This window comes from Tatumella morbirosei (assembly GCF_000757425.2).
In the GTDB taxonomy this organism is placed as follows: Bacteria; Pseudomonadota; Gammaproteobacteria; order Enterobacterales; family Enterobacteriaceae; genus Tatumella; species Tatumella morbirosei.
The window spans coordinates 310893-331095 of the sequence record NZ_JPKR02000003.1; the positions used below are offsets into that span (position 1 = coordinate 310893).

General features: G+C 44.9%; 18 protein-coding genes and 1 pseudogene. 11 read left to right on the forward strand and 8 right to left on the reverse strand.

Annotation, left to right across the window (positions count from 1 at the left end; all coding sequences use genetic code 11):
* Nucleotides 1-2: 2 nt before the first annotated feature.
* Entirely contained in the window at nucleotides 3-431 is a 429-nt protein-coding gene (locus HA49_RS04325) for a WapI family immunity protein (RefSeq protein ID WP_038020692.1), read from the forward strand.
* A 301-nt stretch (nucleotides 432-732) separates the two neighbouring features.
* Here the strand turns inward: HA49_RS04325 and HA49_RS04330 are convergent.
* The 3 genes and pseudogenes from HA49_RS04330 to HA49_RS04340 form a co-directional block, all read right to left on the reverse strand.
* Nucleotides 733-2043, reverse strand: a pseudogene (locus HA49_RS04330) (ISNCY family transposase); the annotation flags it as partial.
* A 347-nt stretch (nucleotides 2044-2390) separates the two neighbouring features.
* Nucleotides 2391-2690: a hypothetical protein gene (locus HA49_RS21405; RefSeq protein ID WP_156994549.1), complete on the reverse strand. Its 300-nt coding sequence runs from the start codon at nucleotides 2688-2690 to the stop codon at nucleotides 2391-2393.
* Between the two features lie 103 nt (nucleotides 2691-2793).
* Complete coding sequence (locus tag HA49_RS04340) at nucleotides 2794-3717, reverse strand: LysR substrate-binding domain-containing protein (RefSeq protein WP_038020695.1); 924 nt, start codon at nucleotides 3715-3717, stop codon at nucleotides 2794-2796.
* A 95-nt stretch (nucleotides 3718-3812) separates the two neighbouring features.
* On the opposite strand from HA49_RS04340, the gene HA49_RS04345 reads away from it, so the two are divergent.
* Both HA49_RS04345 and HA49_RS04350 read left to right on the forward strand, forming a co-directional pair.
* Nucleotides 3813-4670 carry an oxidoreductase gene (locus HA49_RS04345; RefSeq protein WP_038020696.1) on the forward strand — a complete coding sequence of 286 codons (858 nt, stop codon included), beginning with the start codon at nucleotides 3813-3815 and terminating at the stop codon, nucleotides 4668-4670.
* A gap of 337 nt (nucleotides 4671-5007) precedes the next feature.
* Nucleotides 5008-5274, forward strand: coding sequence for a DksA/TraR family C4-type zinc finger protein (locus tag HA49_RS04350; protein ID WP_038020697.1), 267 nt, complete (start codon nucleotides 5008-5010; stop codon nucleotides 5272-5274).
* Nucleotides 5275-5651: 377 nt separating this feature from the next.
* Here the strand turns inward: HA49_RS04350 and HA49_RS04355 are convergent, their stop codons facing one another.
* Nucleotides 5652-6665 (reverse strand): alpha/beta hydrolase, encoded by a 1014-nt coding sequence (locus tag HA49_RS04355; protein ID WP_038020698.1) that lies wholly within the window; start codon nucleotides 6663-6665, stop codon nucleotides 5652-5654.
* Between the two features lie 302 nt (nucleotides 6666-6967).
* Nucleotides 6968-7912: an alpha/beta hydrolase gene (locus HA49_RS04360; protein ID WP_052752432.1), complete on the reverse strand. Its 945-nt coding sequence runs from the start codon at nucleotides 7910-7912 to the stop codon at nucleotides 6968-6970.
* Nucleotides 7913-7996: 84 nt separating this feature from the next.
* Between HA49_RS04360 and HA49_RS04365 the strand changes: the two genes are divergently transcribed.
* The 5 genes from HA49_RS04365 to hpxO all read left to right on the forward strand — a co-directional run bounded on the left by HA49_RS04365 (nucleotide 7997) and on the right by hpxO (nucleotide 14596).
* Entirely contained in the window at nucleotides 7997-8953 is a 957-nt protein-coding gene (locus tag HA49_RS04365) for a GlxA family transcriptional regulator (RefSeq protein WP_038020699.1), read from the forward strand.
* 219 nt (nucleotides 8954-9172) lie between these two features.
* Nucleotides 9173-9664, forward strand: a complete 492-nt coding sequence (locus HA49_RS04370; RefSeq protein WP_038020924.1) for a M48 metallopeptidase family protein — start codon at nucleotides 9173-9175, stop codon at nucleotides 9662-9664.
* A 778-nt stretch (nucleotides 9665-10442) separates the two neighbouring features.
* Nucleotides 10443-10736 carry a hypothetical protein gene (locus HA49_RS04375; RefSeq protein ID WP_038020701.1) on the forward strand — a complete coding sequence of 98 codons (294 nt, stop codon included), beginning with the start codon at nucleotides 10443-10445 and terminating at the stop codon, nucleotides 10734-10736.
* A 373-nt stretch (nucleotides 10737-11109) separates the two neighbouring features.
* Nucleotides 11110-12327, forward strand: a complete 1218-nt coding sequence (locus HA49_RS04380; protein ID WP_052752433.1) for a lactonase family protein — start codon at nucleotides 11110-11112, stop codon at nucleotides 12325-12327.
* Between the two features lie 1111 nt (nucleotides 12328-13438).
* On the forward strand, nucleotides 13439-14596 hold the full coding sequence (hpxO, locus tag HA49_RS04390; RefSeq protein WP_038020702.1) for an FAD-dependent urate hydroxylase HpxO: 1158 nt from the start codon (nucleotides 13439-13441) through the stop codon (nucleotides 14594-14596).
* Between the two features lie 90 nt (nucleotides 14597-14686).
* Here hpxO and guaD read toward each other — a convergent pair whose 3' ends face one another.
* Nucleotides 14687-16009, reverse strand: a complete 1323-nt coding sequence (gene guaD, locus HA49_RS04395) for a guanine deaminase (RefSeq protein WP_038020703.1) — start codon at nucleotides 16007-16009, stop codon at nucleotides 14687-14689.
* Between the two features lie 513 nt (nucleotides 16010-16522).
* Between guaD and ydfG the strand changes: the two genes are divergently transcribed.
* From ydfG to HA49_RS04410, 3 genes are all read left to right on the forward strand, one after another.
* Nucleotides 16523-17269 (forward strand): bifunctional NADP-dependent 3-hydroxy acid dehydrogenase/3-hydroxypropionate dehydrogenase YdfG, encoded by a 747-nt coding sequence (gene ydfG, locus HA49_RS04400; protein ID WP_038020704.1) that lies wholly within the window; start codon nucleotides 16523-16525, stop codon nucleotides 17267-17269.
* 137 nt (nucleotides 17270-17406) lie between these two features.
* On the forward strand, nucleotides 17407-17751 hold the full coding sequence (locus HA49_RS04405) for a DUF1283 family protein (protein ID WP_038020705.1): 345 nt from the start codon (nucleotides 17407-17409) through the stop codon (nucleotides 17749-17751).
* Between the two features lie 44 nt (nucleotides 17752-17795).
* Nucleotides 17796-18056, forward strand: a complete 261-nt coding sequence (locus tag HA49_RS04410) for a DUF1161 domain-containing protein (protein ID WP_038020706.1) — start codon at nucleotides 17796-17798, stop codon at nucleotides 18054-18056.
* Between the two features lie 51 nt (nucleotides 18057-18107).
* Here the strand turns inward: HA49_RS04410 and bioD are convergent, their stop codons facing one another.
* Nucleotides 18108-18788: a dethiobiotin synthase gene (gene bioD / locus HA49_RS04415; RefSeq protein ID WP_038020707.1), complete on the reverse strand. Its 681-nt coding sequence runs from the start codon at nucleotides 18786-18788 to the stop codon at nucleotides 18108-18110.
* A 99-nt stretch (nucleotides 18789-18887) separates the two neighbouring features.
* Nucleotides 18888-20111 carry a sugar metabolism global transcriptional regulator Mlc gene (gene mlc, locus HA49_RS04420; RefSeq protein WP_038020708.1) on the reverse strand — a complete coding sequence of 408 codons (1224 nt, stop codon included), beginning with the start codon at nucleotides 20109-20111 and terminating at the stop codon, nucleotides 18888-18890.
* Between the last annotated feature and the right edge of the window lie 92 nt (nucleotides 20112-20203).

Here is a 20203-nt window from a genome sequence, read left to right on the forward strand (position 1 = left end):
TCATGATTGATATAAGCGTTGGGACATTGAAATTTCAGTTATCGCCTTATGAAAGAGAATTTGCAGAAGATGAACTATCAGACGACTGGATAAAAACGTTTGTGGAATATAAGTTACCTGTATTAACGGCACAGTATAGTACTGCTTTCACTGTGACTGAACTCATTGATTTAAGGAGAAAATTTCAATCTTTTTATGATAGTTTAGTTAAACAAAAAACTCATTCTGATATATCTTTTGACAGCTTAGAACGTCATTTTAGTTTACAGGTCAGCCAGGTTGGTCATCATGATACTGCGGAAATAACTATCATGATGAAACCTGAAGATAATGCGGACAGCGTTAAAATCATCGACACGTTCTACCTTGACCAGAGCTATTTTCATGCATTGCTTTCCGGTCTTGATGAGATGATTAACTGGCAGAACTGACCAGTTTTCGTTCTCCGCCACACTTGTCAAGGCTAAGTTCAGATGTCCGCCTTTCAGCAAAGTTGCAGTGTCCGTTTAGAACCTTCAAATCCAGTTCAGATAGCATCTGCTGCCACTGGCTTAGAGACCTGAGCTAATACAGCTAGATAACGCACAACTAATTTCAATCTAGGTAACTGATCATGTGGCAACGAAGTATGAAAATGCTTTATGATTCGAGTGCCAATTTGAAACTGAAATTTAAACACGCATATCAAGGTTAGACCTTTAAAGACTGAAAGAAACAGGACCTATTCCCGGACTATATGGTCATTCTAAAGGAGAATCTTTCTGTAGATCTTGATTGTAATTCCGTTAGTGCATTCAGCATGTCATTTCCGTTGAGTGAACGCTGTGATTTCTTAGTCTTTGCCGCGTTTTTCCGACGGGAAGGACCATTTCCGGAGGGGGCCGACTGAGAGCGGTTATTATCACGATTGTTTTGCACCAGTTGAATAAATTCAAGAGTCTGTCCAAGCCGTTTATTATCAACAATAGCACCTTGATCAATCTTTGAAAGGTGATCATAAGTGGAGTAGGGAAGTGAAACCCCGTTAAGGCGAAGCTCTTTTCTTTCATCTGGATAGTGCCATACTTCAATGTATCTCCCGATAGCTCTGCGACTTAGCTCATTATCTTCAATAAGATAAAGAACTTTGTCATACTGAACAGTCAAAGACTTTGATACCCGACGGGGTTCTCTCCAGGTAAAAAATGCATTAAGGTCATCATCAGCTTCAAGTGGACGATGGACATCAAAATCATGTCGGGGAACTTTAGCAAAACGACGATTGTAATCGGCCATAAATATTTCAGCGTACGAGTTGGCATCTTGAATTGATGATATCCCCTGAAGCCGGAACTCTTTAACCAGGCGGTCCTGAAGAGTCAGGTGCGCACGTTCAACACGGCCTTTTGCTGAGCTGGTTTCAGCACAAATAGTGCTAATGTTTAACTCATTCATGGCTCGTCCAAATTGTGTAATACCATCGCCTCCAGTGGCATTTTTGTTGTTAATTCTGAATATACTGGCTTCATCACTGTATAGTGAAAGCGGTTTACCATGTTTTTCTATATAGCCTCGCGTAGCTTCGAAGTAAGTGAATGTAGACTCCGATTTCACAAAAAGAAGTTGCATTAGCCGGCTGGTTGCATCATCTACGTATTGAACCAACTCTCCGACACAGGGGCGACGATACCGAGGCTGTTGAATCTTTGGTGCACGTTGCTGCCGGGGTATCCATAAATTTGCCTGGATCATCAGCTTTCTCACAGTTTCTTTCGATAGATAAACCCCATGAACTTCACTTAGCTTTTCACACGCGAGCGTGGGACCAAAATCAGAGTAATGCTCCCGTATGATGGAGATTTCATACTCAGACATACCTAAGGGTAACTGATTATTACTCGGCTGCCCGGTACGTTTACTGGTCACACCCAGTGGGCCTTCATTACGGTAACGAGCAATCAGACGTCTGCATTGGCGAGGTGAAATACCAAGATGCTCAGCGGCACGGCTGGTCTTCATGCGGCCATCAATGATGTCCTGAATTATTTTGAGGCGATTGGCTTCTTAGGACATTTGAACTTTGCCATAAACGGACATTACAACTTTGCCTCTACAACACTGGTACGCATAATGTATATTATGTTAAATAGACTTTAATGAATAATAGATTCCTGCGCGGCTGCCATTTCGGTCATATCAATGATCTATTGATACTCGCCCTATCTCCCTGTTTTTTTTTTGCAATTGAGCTCTTCCAGAACAACTTCGCTTTCTGAAGCATACTTGACAGGTAATCATCCACGTTAGCTGTAAACTTGTCATTTTCACACTGCCAAAATTTACTATAAAGTAGTTACGCTGCTCTAAATAAAACCTGAAGAAAGCCTGTTTTTTACAGGCTTTCTGTATTCCTATTCTTTCTCCCAGTCATTGTTATCAAAATAGAAATATCGCCTTTCTTTATTAATAAAGTCAACCCATCCAAGCCCACTAGAATGTATTCTCCAGTCGCCTGAACTTCCATCCTTAAAATTAACTTTACCAGATGCAATACAAGGAGAATAATACTCATTTATCCAGTCACCACTGGAGGATGATTCCCGGGCCTTAGAGAAATAATGGATTAGTTGTTCTCTGGTCGGATTAAATGTCTTACAGCCTTCCTTTTCATATTCAGCACGATTATCACTATCCCAGGCTCCTGTTTCCACGATTTTTATCTCATTTACTATTCTTGCCTTAGTAAAAATGGAGGTAAATAAAAAACAAGGAATACTATTTTCTTTATTTCCATTCTGCTGTGCTCGCTCCGTTTCACTTTAAGATAGCAAACGCCTGATGATTAAGTTCCCGAACATAGTCCAGAAAAGCTTTTAACGGTGCCGGGATTAACCGGCGGTCATTGTAATAGAGCCATAAACCTGGAAAACTGAGCCACCAGTCTTGTAAAATCGGCTGTAATGTCTTGTTTTTAAACGCTGGCTTAAGCCAGTCCTCAAACAGATACACCACACCGGCACCAGCAATAGCTGCTTCAACCGTGAGATCCATTGCGGCTCCAATACTACAAATCAGCGGCCCTTTCGGTTGCAGGCAAATTCGTTCACCGTCGGAACTAAACTCCCATTCCGCAACGACGCCTGTTGCATAACGGCCATGCAGACACCGATGCTGCATTAACTCACGTGGATGCTGAGGTGTACCAAACTGGTTCAGATATGCCGGCGCCGCAGCAGCAGCAAATCTCTGGGTGCGCGGACCTATTGGCATAGCGACCATATCCTGCTCAAGATGGTCATCGTAACGAATTCCGGCATCACAGCCATCCCGAAAAATATCCTGTACGTTACTTTCGGCGACCACTTCAAGCTGAATATCCGGATAGCGTTGTAAAAATCCTGGAACAATATCCGGTAATACGAGGCGTGCCGCACTTACCGGAACATTAATACGGAGTATTCCTGAGGGTGTCTTACGTAGCGTATTGAGTGCATCAAGTGCTGCATCCACTTCATTCATCGCAGGTAAAAGCCGGGACATCAGTACTCTACCCGCCTCGGTCAATACCACGGTACGCGTTGTACGGTTAAATAACCGAATATCGAGTTGTTCTTCGGCACGACGGACCGCGTCACTTAACCGGGAGGGATTACTGCCAGTCACGCGTGCTGCTTCACGAAATCCCCCTGCTTTAGCCACTGCAACAACTGCATGCAACAGCGCCATATCCATTGCCATTGTCCGCCACCCCGTACACTGTGTTCTGATTAATGTGGATAGTTGCACAACATCTCGTCAGTTACAATCTTACCTGTCAACGATGAGGAGGTATTATGTCACAGCCAGCAAAAACATTTATTCTTGGAGATCGTGAGGTTTCTCGTCTCGGTTATGGTGCCATGCAATTAGCAGGTGCAGGCGTATTTGGTCCACCACCTGATGAAGCTCGTGCCTTACAGGTACTGCGGGATGCTATAGCCGCTGGTGTTAATCATATCGATACCAGTGATTTTTATGGTCCGCATATTACCAATCAGCTAATCAAAAAAGCCCTTCATCCTTATAGTGATGAGCTGGTGATTGTCACCAAAGTGGGTGCAAGACGTGATAAAAAAGGCGGCTGGTTACCGGCCACAAGCCCTGAAGAAATAACCAATGCGGTGGAAGATAACCTACGCAATCTGGGGCTTGAAGTGCTGGATGTAGTGAATCTTCGATCAATGCTAGATGTTCATGCTCCAGCAGAAGGCTCACTTGAGCCACAAATTGAAGCGTTGTTAAATCTTAAACAACGTGGTCTGGTGCGCCATATAGGTTTAAGTAACGTAACGGAAAAGCAAGTCAGAGATGCCCGTGCAATGACGCCGGTTGCCTGTGTGCAAAATCTTTACAACCTGGCAAACCGACAGGATGAGACAATGATCAACCAGCTCTCTGCAGATGGAATCCCTTATGTGCCCTTCTTCCCGCTGGGTGGTTTTTCGCCCTTGCAGTCAAAGGAACTGAATGGCATCGCAGAGACTTTGAACGCGACACCCTTGCAGGTCGCACTGGCCTGGCTGTTGCAGCGATCTCCCAACATATTACTCATTCCCGGAACATCATCACCTGAACATCTGAAACAAAACCTTGCCAGTGGCGATTTAGTCCTGCCACCCGAGGTCATTCAGAGCCTCAACTGTATTGGATAAACACTGACCTGCGGCATATGCGGCAGATAGCCGGTGAAAATCTATTGATTTTTTTAGGCGCTGACTGACAATATTCAGACATATAAGTGCGTTAAATCAATGATTTAATCTTTGAAACATACAACGATCATCCAATGGCCATTAAACAGCATGTTTAAGTCGTGTCGCTATGCAAAAAAAGGTGGACTCTACCTCCGGAGTTTACTCAGATTTTACGTAGCGACGCCGGAAACTATCCCTGATTTTGGACCTGTTGCTTCACGATGACAAACTCAGGTTCAGGAAGTGCATACTTTTCTTCTATACTTATTTCATGGCTAATAGGTAAGGACAAAAAATGGCAGGTGGATGGTCTGATGACGGAGCAGTTAATAAACAAATCGATGCTACCGTAGAAGACGCGGTTGCCAGAGCCCGTGAGCATCTTGGCCGTGGCGAAAGTGCTGAGTTCTGCGAAGAGTGCGGCGACCGGATTCCGGAAGCCAGGCGAAAAGCACTTGCGGGTGTCAGGTATTGTGTAAACTGTCAGGATAAACTGGATAAACAGGACGAAATCAACAGCGGATACAACCGACGTGGTAGTAAAGACAGTCAGTTGAGATAATATAAGGCTAAAAGAAGCATTCAATTAACGTGACAGTGTCACAATATGACGTGAGCTCCAGGGCCCCTCTGCTACTAAAATATAGGCAGATATTCGGTTGATCAGTGTTCTGACTTTCTCCGCTAAATTTGCTGAGGTATTTTAGGGCTCAGGACCTGTGAGGATATCAGTGTCGGTATGAAGGAATTAACATTACGCGATGCCTCATATAACAGACTCACCCTCAGGCCTGGTAACCCCCTAAATTGAAAAGTAGAATTTCTACTTTCCCGTGTTCAGGGGGATTTTTATGACCCTAAAGCGAACGGTGTATCAGAGACTTTACTGACAAACTTCACCTCCAATCCGTCCGGCTCTCCTTATTTTCGGTGGTACAACTACCTTAGCTGATTCGTTAAATGCTGTTCAATCCAGGCAAGTACCGGAGTTAATGCTTCATCAGAGTTTTTTTCATAAATAAGTCCATGGCCATTACCATAAACACCGTGATCCGGAAGATGCATGATTTCGACAGAGGCACCTGCGGCATTCAAAAATGCGGCCGTTGGAGGACTTGCAGCAGCGAATGCTGAAGCCTCTGCGGTAACAATCAACACAGGTTTACCCATAATGGAAGGAAGTGTATAACTCCCCTGCTCTGCACGTAATAATTCCTCAGGATTAGAAAATGACGGAACAAATTTAAGAGGTGCAGCTGCAGGCCCCCATTTCATCGATCCGATATTAGGGATTTCTGCAAATGGAGGTCCCATGGGTTCCACGGCAACAATCATTTTTACTTTATCAGGACGACGGTCAGCGGTGAGCCAGCCGTCAGGCCCGGAGGCAGAATGTGTTATAAGTATTGAAGGCCCTATCCAATCCAGTAAAACCGCCATGCGATCGGCATCCATGGTTTGTGAATAGGCTAAAACTTCAGGAAGAGGCCCATAGCCTGCTATGAACTCATCCATGGCCTCAGAATCTTCCGCCGGAAATGGCCACTGTGTATGCTTGTTATCATCTCCAGGAAAATAAATCTGCTTCCCGCCCTCATAAGAAAATGCAGGCCCCATAGCCCCCATTGTTTTAATGTGGAAGGGAGATCGCCCGTGTCCGGGCCTGTCAATCACCATTACAACATAGCCTTTTTCAACAAACCTTTGCGCCCAGCCAGGTCTGCCATCCGGCGTATCAAACCACTCAGTTCCCTGAAAGCCACCACCATGCATCAGGACTACCGGATAAGGCTGGGTAACGGTCTCGGGGGCTTCCCATTCCACGTACATTGGTCCGCATTGATAGGTCAAACCATTATCTTTAACTTTTTCACCGGGTACCCAAAAATGCCCACGACGTAGAGTACGTACAGGAACAGTTTCCCACGGTTTATATTGCTGTTTGTCAGGCATTTTTTTCTCTTTATTAAACAGAAATGAAGAAGGAATATGGCGATTTCTTGCTTTTCTGAATGTTTTCAGTCAGTCAGATAAGTTAGAACCGATGCGTAATAAGCTATTTATATATCGACTGGTACATTATAGGGGTGCGCAAGAGCTGTCAAGCTGATTTATATCGATCAGTACATAAATAAGTTAATGCTGTTGAGCACTATCGTGTTCAGAAAAAAGGACTCTCCATCCACTGTCTGAGTCCATTTTCTCTGTTTAAATATCTGCTGAATAAGCCTGAACACTGAACTGACTGGAGCGGGTTATGAAATCATTCTACGGATAGCCGCGCACCTTAATTTAAAAGCCTGGAGTGCAATATCAGATTCAGGTGCCAGAAGTTCAAAACCGTGATTAACTCCGGGATAGAGATGAAATTCCACTGAGGCACCTGCCTGCAGCGCATTGGCAGCCCAATGAATATTTTCCCTGCGAAATAAATCCAACTCCCCTACGTCGATGAACAAAGGCGGAAGACCAGAGTAATCACTGACAGCGGAGGGACTGATGTAGGGTAATAATGCCGGGTCAACGGCTTTTCCCAACCTGGCCGACCAGGCTGTTTGAATTTCTTCCCTGGAAATAGAAAGTAAAGGTGTCAACTCTGACAGTTCATTTTCTGCCTGATGATCAAGCATCGGGTAGACCATCACCGTACCGGCAACACTGAGACTTCTGTCACGAGCCACAAGTGTTGCAGAGGCCACTATCCCTCCACCGCCACTATCGCCCATCAATACTACCCGTTCAGGGTCAATCAGCAGTTCAGCACTATGCTCTTTTAGCCATATAAGCGCCGAAACTACCTGCTCAGTTTGTTCCAGACCGCAGGTTTCCGGAGCCAGTCCGTAGTCAAGAGAGATGAAATCTACACCGCTATGCCAGCAGTAATAACGAACAATTTTATCATAAAATTCAATATTTCCTGCGACCCCACCTCCGCCATGGATATATAAAACCACCCCACCGGAGGCATTGCCGGTAGTATAACGGCGTGCCGGCAAACTACTGTTTTTATATGGGATAGTAAATTCACAGGTACTGACACCCTCCTGAAAAGGAAAGTGCTTGCGGACCAGTGTGTATAGTGCATTTGCTCTCACTCGCCAACTAACAGGATCCCCTGGTACGAAATCCGGGAATTCTAATATTTCAGGTGTCAGTTGTGATAATTTGCTGGCCAGTTGTTTATCAGTCACATAACTCATCTTGTTTCCTCCTGAGTGTTTACAGAAATGATTATGATGCACTATCATTCTGTCTCATATGACATATAAAGGTACTTTTGAGACATGGCGGTATCCATAGGATTTCTTATTTTTCCAGACTTCAATCTGCTTGATTTAAGCGGCCCGCTTTGTGTTTTTGAAACCGCAAATGATCAGCTCACACCTGAAGAACGCTATACACTCGATATTTGCAGTGTCTGCCCTGGCGAAATCAAAAGTTCCTGTGGCGCAGTAATGCGTACAACATCCTTTAAGGAAAAAAATTTTGATACATTGATTGTTGTTGGTGGAAGAGGCGTTAATGCTGCCAGCAATGATCAGGCCATACACGCTGTTCTGAACAGCGGAATAGCTTCACGTTATGTGTCTGTGTGTACGGGGGCATTTATTCTGGCTGCTGCGGGAATACTCTCTGGAAAAAGGGCTACGACTCACTGGGCTCGTGCCCCTGAACTAAAAAGGATGCTCCCGGACATTCAGTTGATGCCCGATGAAATTGTGGTTGAGGACGGTAATGTCTGGACCTCAGCCGGGGCGACTGCAGGGATGGATATCGCTCTGGCGCTGACTGAGGCTGAGCATGGAAAGGATATAGCTTATCTGGTGACACGTATTTTACTGATACCTCACCGACGAACTCGCGGACAAATGCAGTTTATGAATCTACAGTCAATAGCGCCACCTTCACCCAGAATACAGAAGCTTCTCGATTATATCAGTCAGAATCTGGATAAGGACCTCAGTGTGCCGGCTCTGGCTGAACAGGTGTTTATCAGTCCCAGACAGTTGTCGCGGGAAGTATTAGCTCATACGGGACTTTCTCCTGCCCGAATTGTTGAATATCAGCGTCTTGAGTATGCAAGAAGTCAGATTCAAAACACCAGCCAGTCGTTGTCCAGAATTGCGCTGGAGAGTGGTTTCAAAGATATCGCGGTGATGCGAAAAGCTTTCCGAAGAACAATGAATACCAGCCCGCGACAGCTAAGAAACATGGATTATGATTGTACTATTCCTAAGTAATAACCGCCCTTTTTCCGGTCATTAACTCATCGTCAGTCAGTCCATCCGTCAATGATTATTGGTGAGTATGACCAACCTGAACATTGCTAATAAAGCCGTTGACCACTTCAAAATTTGCTAACGGAAAATGTCAGAAAAACTGGTGGTAAGGCAATGATACTGTAAGGCAGAGGCTGAAAATGCTATATTAGTTCTTTATCATTTTTTTATTTGATTTTTATGAAACAACTGCAATATCTGAACGGTTATCCTGCTTCCATTATCAGTCAGGTTCAGAATCTGGCTGATCAGGGTAAGCTTGGCCGGTGGCTGGAAAAAAAGTATGCATCCCACCACGATATACAGAGTGATAAATTGCTGTATCAGTTCGTTGCCGAATATAAGCAACGATACCTGAAAAATGCCCCCGCCTTATCTAAGGTTTACTATGACAACAAACAAAATCCGGTCAGTGGTACGCTGGGCACTAACACCTTTGTATCCCGGGTTCAGGGTAGCAAACTAAAATCTAATAATGAGATCAGGATTGCGACATTGTTTCGCGAAGGACCTGAAGAGTTTCTGAGGATGATTGTGGTACATGAACTGGCCCATCTGAAAGAAAAAGAGCATAACAAAGCCTTTTATCAGCTATGTTGTCATATGGAGCCAGACTACCACCAGCTTGAATTCGATCTCAGATTGTGGCTTAACTGGCGTGATCAACAGTAGCAGATATCAATAGCCATATGACGGGGGAAAACCGTATTATCACTCCCCTCAAACATTGTCCTGATGTCTGCTCATCATTATTCCCTGGATTAACCGCTAAATCCTGTATGACTCCTCCCCGGGTAACCGCCAGAACGAACAGTTAATCATTGGATGCTTGCAGGCGACGATATTTGCTGCATCCGCTTATCCGTAGTTTTTGATTGACGACTAAAATGTGCAAGTCCTGCTGAAATTTTCATAATTATGAAAATTTCCTGTAACTTACCTGACAACGGCTCATCATAATGGTTACGTTAACTTGACACTAATCTGCAATGATACAGAAATAAAATTATAACCATATATTTCAATGTCTTATGGTGATTTCGTGATATTCGGAAGTACTCACTCAGGTCCGTCACTAGTGCATTTTGCGTGTAATGCAAAAAAAAACTGAAAAATTGCGAAATCAGTGATTGCCAAAAAACATAAACAGAGCTAACTTAAACCCAGCAGTCGAATCATACACCCATGAGTTATAATCTGTCGGGCATAATATGCCACGAACAGTACTGTTTTATTTTATTTATTTAATCGTAACAGTCCGCGGTTTAAACTTTAAGCAGACAACATGTCGCAAGAATTTTTTTCTACTGTAAAGTTAAGTTGTAATAATCTGATTTTTTAGCCTGTTAGTGATTTTGATACGTACGATCAATGTGATTTTTAATAAGCTTCACTATATTGTTTGTGATCCACAATAATATTGGGTAACACACGATTCCGGGAGTCATAAATGAAATCACTTAGTGGTATTGGGCTTGTAATTATATTGTTTTTTTTGCCATCAGTTGCTTTTTCATACACCGGTAGAATTATATTTACCGGATATTTGTATCAGTCACCCTGCATGCATAGTATTAGTTCAAATTCGGTGATATTTAGTTGTCAACAAGGTAAAAATAAAACCATCAGGAAAATATCGTTATCCTCAGGGAACGGCTATCTTCCTATGGGATTAGGCACCAGCAAAGTTAAATGGATCAACCGGGAGCATTCCCTGGGGGTTCTGGAGATTGCTTACCGCTAACGACATTAAGTTCACTATTCTCTTTGTTTCTCAGCAATATCATGAGTAGATTGTGGATTTTTTTTGCTGTCATGTTTTTACTATCTCGCTCCGGTTGTGGGTAATTTTAGCATTCAATTCTCTTGTCTGAACAGAAGATGTTTTGAATATCGGTTGTAACCTTTATCTAATTTTTAAGGTGCGGTAAACCTTTACCAGGCAAACAACACAATACACTGTATCTCCTGGTTCTTCGTTACCAAAACAGATTCATCATCATCGATTATAAAATAAACATTGACACTTAATGTTAATCACTGGTTGTTAAATTGCTACCAGATATGGGGTTAATGATGTATAAGTTATTAACTCAAGTCACCTGTGTTAATAAAAGATGAAAAACCCAAAAAATAACCGAATAACCAACAAACTAAAACTTTCGTTAATCCCACTGTTGTTGAGTACCGGCATCAGTTATGCCGAAAACAGTTCTCCGCTGGCTCAACCAGCTCATCATTTACCGACTCAGACTTTTCTGGTGGGTTCATGGACCGGTCAGGCAACTGGTGAAATGGTTCAAAAAGCCATTTATCCGAGCCAGGGGATCTACCGTGTCCGTCTGAATAGTGATGGTTCATTACTCCCTTTGGATATGTTAAAGCTGGCAAGTCCTTCATGGATTGTATTCAGCCACAACAATAAATTTGCCTACACCACCAATGAAAATGATGCAGGCTCTGTCACTGCATTAAGAGTGGGGAAACAAGGCAAGCTCAGCACCATTAATCAGGCGGACAGCCTCGGTTCACAACCAACTCACGCCACAATCACCTTAGATGATAAATATTTAATCGCTGCTAATTACTCTGTTGCTCCCGGTCATGCGGGAATTACCCTGTTTCCTCTCCGGACTGATGGTGCAATAGAAGATGCAGTTCAGCATATTCCCTTTATTGATGGTTCGCATGTAGTTAAAGATCGTCAGGACGGTGGTCATGCTCATTCGGTGAATATGACCCCTGACGGAAAAATGTTATTCGTTGCCGACCTTGGAGCAGATACAGTGCATGCCTTCAGTTATCATGGGGAAAAATCACAACCTCTGACGCCAGAACCGGATTTCGATTTACATTTTAAACCCGGAGAAGGTCCCCGCCATATGACCTTTTCTTCTGACGGGAAATTCGCCTACATTAGTACTGAAATGTCGGCCAAAGTGCATGTTTATCGTATAGAGCACGATAAACTTTCCGAAATTCAGGTCGCCGACCTGACAGAAAGCAAAAATCCTGACGATAAGGGAGGAGCCGGAATTCTTTTCAGCCCGGACCATAAATTCCTGTATGTAGGTAACCGTCGCAAAGTTAATCAAATCGTAGTGTTTAAAGCTGATCCGGTTACCGGAAAATTAACGCTGACCAGGCGTTTTTCCTCAGGGGGTATTGAACCCAGAGCTTTTGCTTTTGATAAAACCGGACAGTACATGATTGTCGCTAACGTTTTCTCAAATAATGTGGTTGAATTGAGAAGAAACACCGAAAATGGTGATTTAACGCCCACAGCCGTGACTTTACAGATAGGCACCCCGACAGATATCAAGTTCGTTAATTAATATTAACCCGCTTTCGGGCGGGTTTTATTTTATTGTTACTCGCTGGCTTAATGTCGTTAAAATTGCAAGGTGAAAAGGCCGTTGTGAGTTTTGCCCCGAAGCAAGGAAAACTTGTTAGCCAGCAAATACTACTCTTCCCTACCCTAAATAACCTTCGGCTGTAGCAATATCCCAATCCCTGAATCATCAATGGGTAATCGCTATGGCAAAGATTTCACAGTTGAGTTCTTTTTACTCTGCTCCGATTCAGAAAAAGTAGATACTATGAGCAGGCCGAAACTAACTATGAAAATACTAGGCTATGGCGTTAAAGCTAAAGTGATCTTTGATTTATTATCTACTGACCAGGATCATCGTTAGCCCGGTACATTCTACAGTATCGCCAGGACTTGTAAGACAGGACTGGCGGTTGCACGAAAATTACGATGAGCATTGTAATTAACAAGCCTATACCCGTAGAAATAATGTAAAGTTGGTTACCTGAAAGAATTACCCAGATAAATACCACCATACAGCCGAAAAATACCCACATCACAATTCTAAAACGTCATGAATGGATTCACCCAAACACCCTCAATAACTATCTACATTGTTTTTGATTTTTTGTAGATCAGCATGGCTAAAACCAGACTTCAGTAATGCTGCTTCACTCACTTTCATAGCATCTCACCTTCCATCCTTAAAATGTAGATACTTCTCTGGAGCAAAGTATACACAAAAATTTCGGGAAAATATGGATCATTCCATCCATCAGATGGTGATTTTTTGATAGATAAAACAGCATGATATCTTACCAGCGTGGTTTGTACACGATTGGACCCCAACCCCCTAAGATGTCGTATTTGAGGCTTCGATCCCACCAGCCACTGTTCAGAGAATCTAAAAAGTTCTCTATTTTATGAAACAGTTGATTCATGAAGGATCATTTAAGTGCAATAAAAGCGCTCTGTTATTCCGAATGCACAATTTAAGTGCATGCCACCCCGGAGGAAACAGAGAATGTTATCATCATAACTCATTGATAATTATCGATTATAAAACAAATCCCGCCACGATCACCAACTGGTACAAAAGTTGCAGAACCTGCTTAGCCTTAAAAAAGGAGATTCAGATGAAAGCAATAATTATTGGCGCGGGTATCGGCGGGATGAGTTCGGCACTGGCGTTAAGTCGTTGCGGTTATGAAACCGAAGTTTTTGAAGCAGTAAAACAGATGAAACCTGTGGGAGCCGCAATTTCCATCTGGCCAAACGGTGTTAAATGTCTGAACGCCCTCGGGTTGAGGGATGAACTTAAGGCGCTTGGCGGTAATATGGCCTGGATGGCATATAACGATTATGCCAGTGGTAACCAACTGACCAGATTCAGTCTGTCGCCATTGGTTGAGCGTGTGGGTGAGTACCCCTATCCCGTTGCCAGAGCAGAGTTACAACAAATGCTCATTAAAAGTTACGGCGCAGAGAGGGTTAATTTTGGTAAACGTGTCACCCGCGTTGATCAGGATAGTCATGGGGTACAGGTATGGTTTGATGACGGCAGCGAGGCCCGTGGCGATTTTCTTATCGCTGCTGACGGCACCCATTCGGTAGTCAGGGAATATGTGCGTGGACAGCAGACGGAACGCCGCTATGCGGGTTACGTTAACTGGAATGGATTGGTGACTGTCGATGAATCTATAGCTCCGGCCGATCAATGGACTACTTTTGTCGGCGAGGGTAAACGAGTCTCCCTGATGCCGGTCAGTGGAAACCGCTTCTATTTCTTTTTTGATGTGCCACTGGAAAAAGGTCTTGCTGAAGACCGTGAAACACTTAAAGATGACCTGAGTGGCTATTTCAGGGGCTGGGCTCAGCCTGTTCAGAAACTGATTAAGCTTATTGATCCGCAGACCACCAACCGTGTGGAAATCCACGACATTGAACCCTTTATGGAATTTGTTAAAGGACGTGTGGCTTTATTAGGTGATGCTGCCCACAGCACGACCCCGGATATCGGTCAGGGTGGATGTGCTGCCATGGAAGATGCGATTGTTCTGGCGTCGGTTCTCGCTTCACACTCACTAGGAATCGAAGACAGTCTGCTTCGTTACCAGAACCGCCGTAATCTCAGGGTAAAAGATCTGATCCTGAAGGCGCGCAAGCGATGTGATATTACTCATGGTAAAGATCCACAAGCGACTGCCGGGTGGTACAGTGAACTTCGTGAAGAGACCGGTGAACGGGTACTTGGTGGAATGTGCGAAACTATTGAAGGCGGTCCTTTGGGCTAATGAATTTCGGCCGGTGATACCGGTCTTTCCGGCAGGAGCCTGTTACCCTCTTCCTGCCGGTCCACTATTACTCTGTTGATGATTCCAATGTCAGTTTTCTGTCGTTCCTTGCTGCCAAACACACTGACCGTTTACCCATGTCTGAAGAATGTTACGTTCATCTCCGAGTGTCATCAGGACAAACAGCTGTTCATAAATGTCCTTACTGTTACTGCTCCGCATTGCCTGTAAAGGCGTTGCCTGTAAATCAATCACGATAAAATCAGCTTCTTTACCCTGGCCGAAATTACCAATCTGCTGGTGCAAATCCAGTGCATGCGCCCCTCCCAGAGTGGCATGATAAAAGGCTTCACAGGCATTAAACTTGTAATTTTGCAGTTGCTGAACTTTATAGGCATCACCCAGGGTACGTAGCAGACTAAAACTGGTCCCTGCACCGACATCTGTCCCCATCCCTACCGGTATTCTTTGTTGCCGGGCTCGTTTAAGATTGAATAAACCACTCCCCAGAAACAGATTCGAGGTCGGACAGAACGAGATGGATGATTTCGTTTCCTGCAGGCAATCCCACTCTGAATCCTGCAGATGAATACAGTGCGCAAACACACAACGTTTACCTGTCAGCTTATGATGATGATAGACCCCCAGATAACTGCTCTGCTCCGGGAAAAGTTCACTGACCCATTCCGTCTCGCGGAGATTTTCACTCAGATGGGTTTGCATCCATACCCCCGGATATTTGTTACGTAAATCGCCGGCTTTTTTTAATAATTCCGGTGATGAGGTAGGTGCAAAGCGAGGGGTAATGGCATATCCCAGTCGGCCTTTACCATGCCAGCGTTCTATTAAGGTCTGTGTTTGTGCGGCGCTTTGTTCTGGGGTTTCCAGTAAATTTTCCGGCGCATGACGATCCATCATGACTTTCCCTGCAATCAGCCGCATCGTGTATTTCTCCGCCTCTGCGAACAGCGCATCCACAGACTGGGGATGAACGGAAGCAAATACCAGAGCAGTGGTGGTTCCATGGCTGAACAGCTGACGAATAAAGAATTCAGCCATCGCCGCTGCATGTTCCGGGTCACCGTACTGGCTCTCTACGGGGAAAGTGTATTGCTGTAACCATTCCAGCAGTTGTTCCCCATAAGCAGCAATCATTTCAGTCTGTGGATAGTGAATATGAGTATCAATAAATCCGGGCATAATAAGCTTGCCCTGTAAATCGGTGAATGCCGCATTTGCGGGGATCTGAGTGGTATCGCTCCAGGTAGTCAGTGAACATATTTTACCGTTGTCAGTCAGAAGTAGTCCGTCTGGCAGATAACGAAATTGTTCCGATATAGATTGGTTTTCGCCCGCAATATCTGCAAAATCAACGAATGCGCCGCGTATCGCCTGTAATCCTGGTTGAAACATATATTCCCTCTGTAACTCCACGATAACCTTCGTGGATGGGTAAAATTAAAATACGATAAGTGCCGGTTTACCCGGCGAGAATGCTGATGAGGGTTCCCTGACAGTGGCGGATTCCCCCTCATCTGTAATCACCAATCTATTCACTACAGTCATCAGTATTGCAATCACTGTGCCAGCCAGTAATTTTTAAAATTCTCTATAATTCATTAAGATATGATTTTCTTCTTCGGATAAATCAATTTTTCTCCACTGATTCATGTGCAATCGTTTGCGCCTCTCTGCAACAGAGCATTGCGATTATTTTGTGAACAATAATTACAGTAATCACTAAAAAATCATTACCGTAATAACTAAAAAACCTATCAGTTACGCACCATTGCGTTAATTTCCGCACCTTTATGGGGCATTCGCCCACATCCGTTTACCGCCAATGAATAACGATTAAGAAGCATAGTTGGTCTATCAATGCTATGTTTTAATCTGTCATCAAGTAACTGAACAATAGGTGTGGATATGATTATTCTTGTCACAGGTGCAACAGCAGGATTTGGTGAAACGATTACTGCCCGTTTTATCGACGCAGGCCATAAAGTTATCGCGACGGGCCGCCGGACGGAACGTTTGGAAAAACTAAAAGAAAAATATGGCGACAAGGTGTTACCACTACAACTGGACGTCAGGGACCGTGAGGCCATCGAACAGGCTATCAGCCAGCTACCTGCAGAATGGCAGGCAATAGACATTCTGGTCAATAATGCAGGTCTGGCACTGGGCATGGAACCTGCACAGAAAGCCAACCCGGATGACTGGGAAACTATGATTGATACCAATGCTAAAGGAGTGGTACTGGTTACCCATGCTGTATTACCTGGCATGGTCTCCCGGAATAAAGGTCATGTTATTAATATTGGCTCTACTGCAGGTAGCTGGCCGTACCAGGGAGGCAATGTCTACGGTGCGACAAAAGCTTTTGTGCGTCAGTTCAGCCTGAACCTGCGTACTGATTTACATGGCACTGCGGTTCGTGTGACCAATATCGAACCCGGCCTGGTGGGTGGTACCGAGTTTTCCAATGTGCGTTTCAAAGGCGATGACAGTAAAGCCAGTTCTGTCTATGACGGTACTAAGGCGCTGACACCGGAAGATGTCACGGAAGCGGTATACTGGGTTTCTTCCCTGCCCGACCACGTAAACATCAATACTCTGGAAATGATGCCCGTCTGTCAAACCTATGGTGGGCTGAAGGTTGCAAAACAGTAACCTCTGACAGTGGTTCACTGCATTGTGATTAACCATTGTAAAATGCCTGGTCATAGTATCGCCGGTAAAAGTGTTATACTTTTGCCGGCCGGAACAGCAATGATGAGCTTTCCGAAAAACGATAAAAGGAAACCAATATGAAAATAACCTCAAAAATGTTGCCTGTTATTCTCAGTGCAGTCCTTGGGGGTGGATTTTTGGCCACTGTCACGGAAAGCCTGGCGGCAACCCAGCATATTGTTATCGATAACGGCAATAATGCGATGACGAAAGAGGAAGCCCGTCAAAGCCAACAGCAGTGGGATGATACACAGGCACTGCGCCATAAAATAAACCAGCGGGCAGAAAAAGAATTTAATAAAGCTGATAAAGCTTTTGATACCCGTGATAAATGTGAACAAAGCGAGAATCTTAACGCCTACTGGGAACCTAATACTCTGCGATGTCTTGATCGTCGTACCGGGCGTCCTGTCACTCCATAATCCTTATTTGGGGGGCAGTTTTTATCAGCATAAAGGAGCTAAGTATGAAAAAGTCAGTTCTGTTAACCAGTGCGTTGTTGTTGGCTTTCCCGTTGCTGGCACAGGCATCCTGTGAATCAGTGAAAGCGGATATCAGTAAAAAGATTATTGCGAACGGAGTTCCTGAATCGGGATTCAGCCTGGATATTGTGCCGAGTGATCAGGCCGATCAACAGGATGGTCAGGTCGTGGGTCATTGCCAGAATGATACCCAGAAAATTGTCTATAAACGTCTGGCCGATGACGCTGGTACTCCGTCATCCTGACAGCAGCCAGCAGGAACATCGCCGGTGTTCCTGCTGACCTCCGCCCTGCCTTTAAATACGATACGTCGGCTCGTGAAGCCGTGACAAATCAAGATATTTAGTTAAATCACGTTGCTCAGCCCTGGGCAAATAGGGTATTTCTCCGAGCAGTGGTGCCCCAAGATGTTTTTTTAATACAGCAATAATACTGGCATATTCGGCCAGCCCCGGGTTAATGCGGTTAGCCACCCAGCCACATAATGATAATCCATCGCTAATTATCGATTCCGCGGTCAACAAAGCATGGTTGATACAACCCAGTTTGATGCCCACCACCAGTACCACCGGTAGGTTCTGACTGATCACCCAGTCAGAAAGTGGTTGTTCATTATTCATCAGGCAATGCCAGCCACCGGTACCTTCGATTATCACCTGCTCAGCCTGCCGACTTAAATCTGCCAGACCCCGGCTCAGCACACTGTAGTCGACACGGCAGCCCGGACTGGTACTGATTTCATCGCCTTCCAGCGCAAATGGGTTAATACTCTGGTATGGCAAATCCAGTGAAGACGCCTGTTGCAGCAACAGTGCATCATTGTTACGCATCCCTTCGTCCGTCCTTCTGGCATTTTTCGCGACCGGTTTGTAACCGACACATTTTATCCCCTGCTGTGTCGCCGCCTGTAATAATGCCAGTGATACAACGGTTTTACCCACGGCGGTATCCGTGCCTGTAATAAACACTCTTTTCACGTATGCTCCCAGGATTCACCAGTACGTTTTCAAAAATACAGAACGCATTCTAGGTTACTGAACAACATCATGAATTGCGCTAACGCAAGTTTAAGCCAGCTATCCCTGCAAAAGCCTGAGCAATAATTCGCCACTGTATAAGGCATCCTTAATCAGGGCCGTACCCGGCAAGGTTCCGGGGGTGTTGAATTCGGCAGCCCGCAGGCTCACCTGTCGACTGTAAGCAGGTAAGGCTTTACTGCTAATCGCGGCAGTGATCGCCGGATACAGAATTTCTGCTGCACTATTCAAGGGAGAACCGATAAGAATATATTGTGGATTGAAGATGTTGACCATAAACGCCAGACTGCGGCCAACATGCTGCCCAGCCTGAGTTATAATGTCACAGGCCAGAGGGTCACCGTCCATGGCAGCACGACAAAGCCAGCGAATATCCCTTTCCTCGCAGTGCTGGTTTAACAGACTGTCAGGCATCGAGTGCAACTGTTCTTCTGCCTGTTGCAGCAAACTTTCAGTGCCCACCACCGTTTCCAGGCACCCCTGATTTCCGCAATAACATGGCCGGCCACGGATATCGACTTGTGTATGACCTATCTCCACCAGCGCAGAACTGTTTTTATGTAAAAGTTGCCCGGAAGTGATCACTGCGGCACCAACCTGTTTGTCCAGGACCAGCAGGATAGCATCCCGGACACCTCTGGCGGCACCGAAGTAATGCTCCGCCAGCATTCTGGCCGGGATGTCATGCTGGATGTAGACTTTCAGCCCGGTACGGCGGCTCAGACTCTGTGCCAGAGGAATCTCTTCTTCCTGATAATCGGGTAACCGGTGCACCACCCCACTGCGGGCATTAATCAGCCCGGGGAGCGTAATAGTGATAGCGGTCAGTCTTTCCAGCACGGAATAATGACGGCTAAAAAAATGTTCAACTGCATTGATCATAACCACTGTCAGTGGAGTGGAAGGATCATCAGGGAAATCAATTACCCCTCCGGTCACCGTTTTGCCACTCAGATCGCGCAGAGTCATTAACAGACTGTGGTTTTGCAGACGGATAGACAGAAAATGCCAGCCTTCACAGTCCAGCTCCAGTCCTGTCGCGGGTCGCCCCCGGTGACCCGGATCAGACATTTCACATTCACGGACCAGATGTGCTTCCATCATCTCACGGACAATCTTAGTAATACTTGCCGGAGCGAGTTGGGCCAGTTTCGAAAGTTCAATTCGTGATACCGGCCCGTGCTGATCAATCAGGCGATATACGACGCCCGCATTAATCTGCTTGATATGATCAATATGTCCAGGCTGGCTTTCTTCAAACACTCACCGCCCCTTTGTTTTTATTCACTAACCGAAATAAAAAGAGTATGAGGTTTTCTGCTAACGTATACGTCAGGGAGCAGTGTAAATGTGAC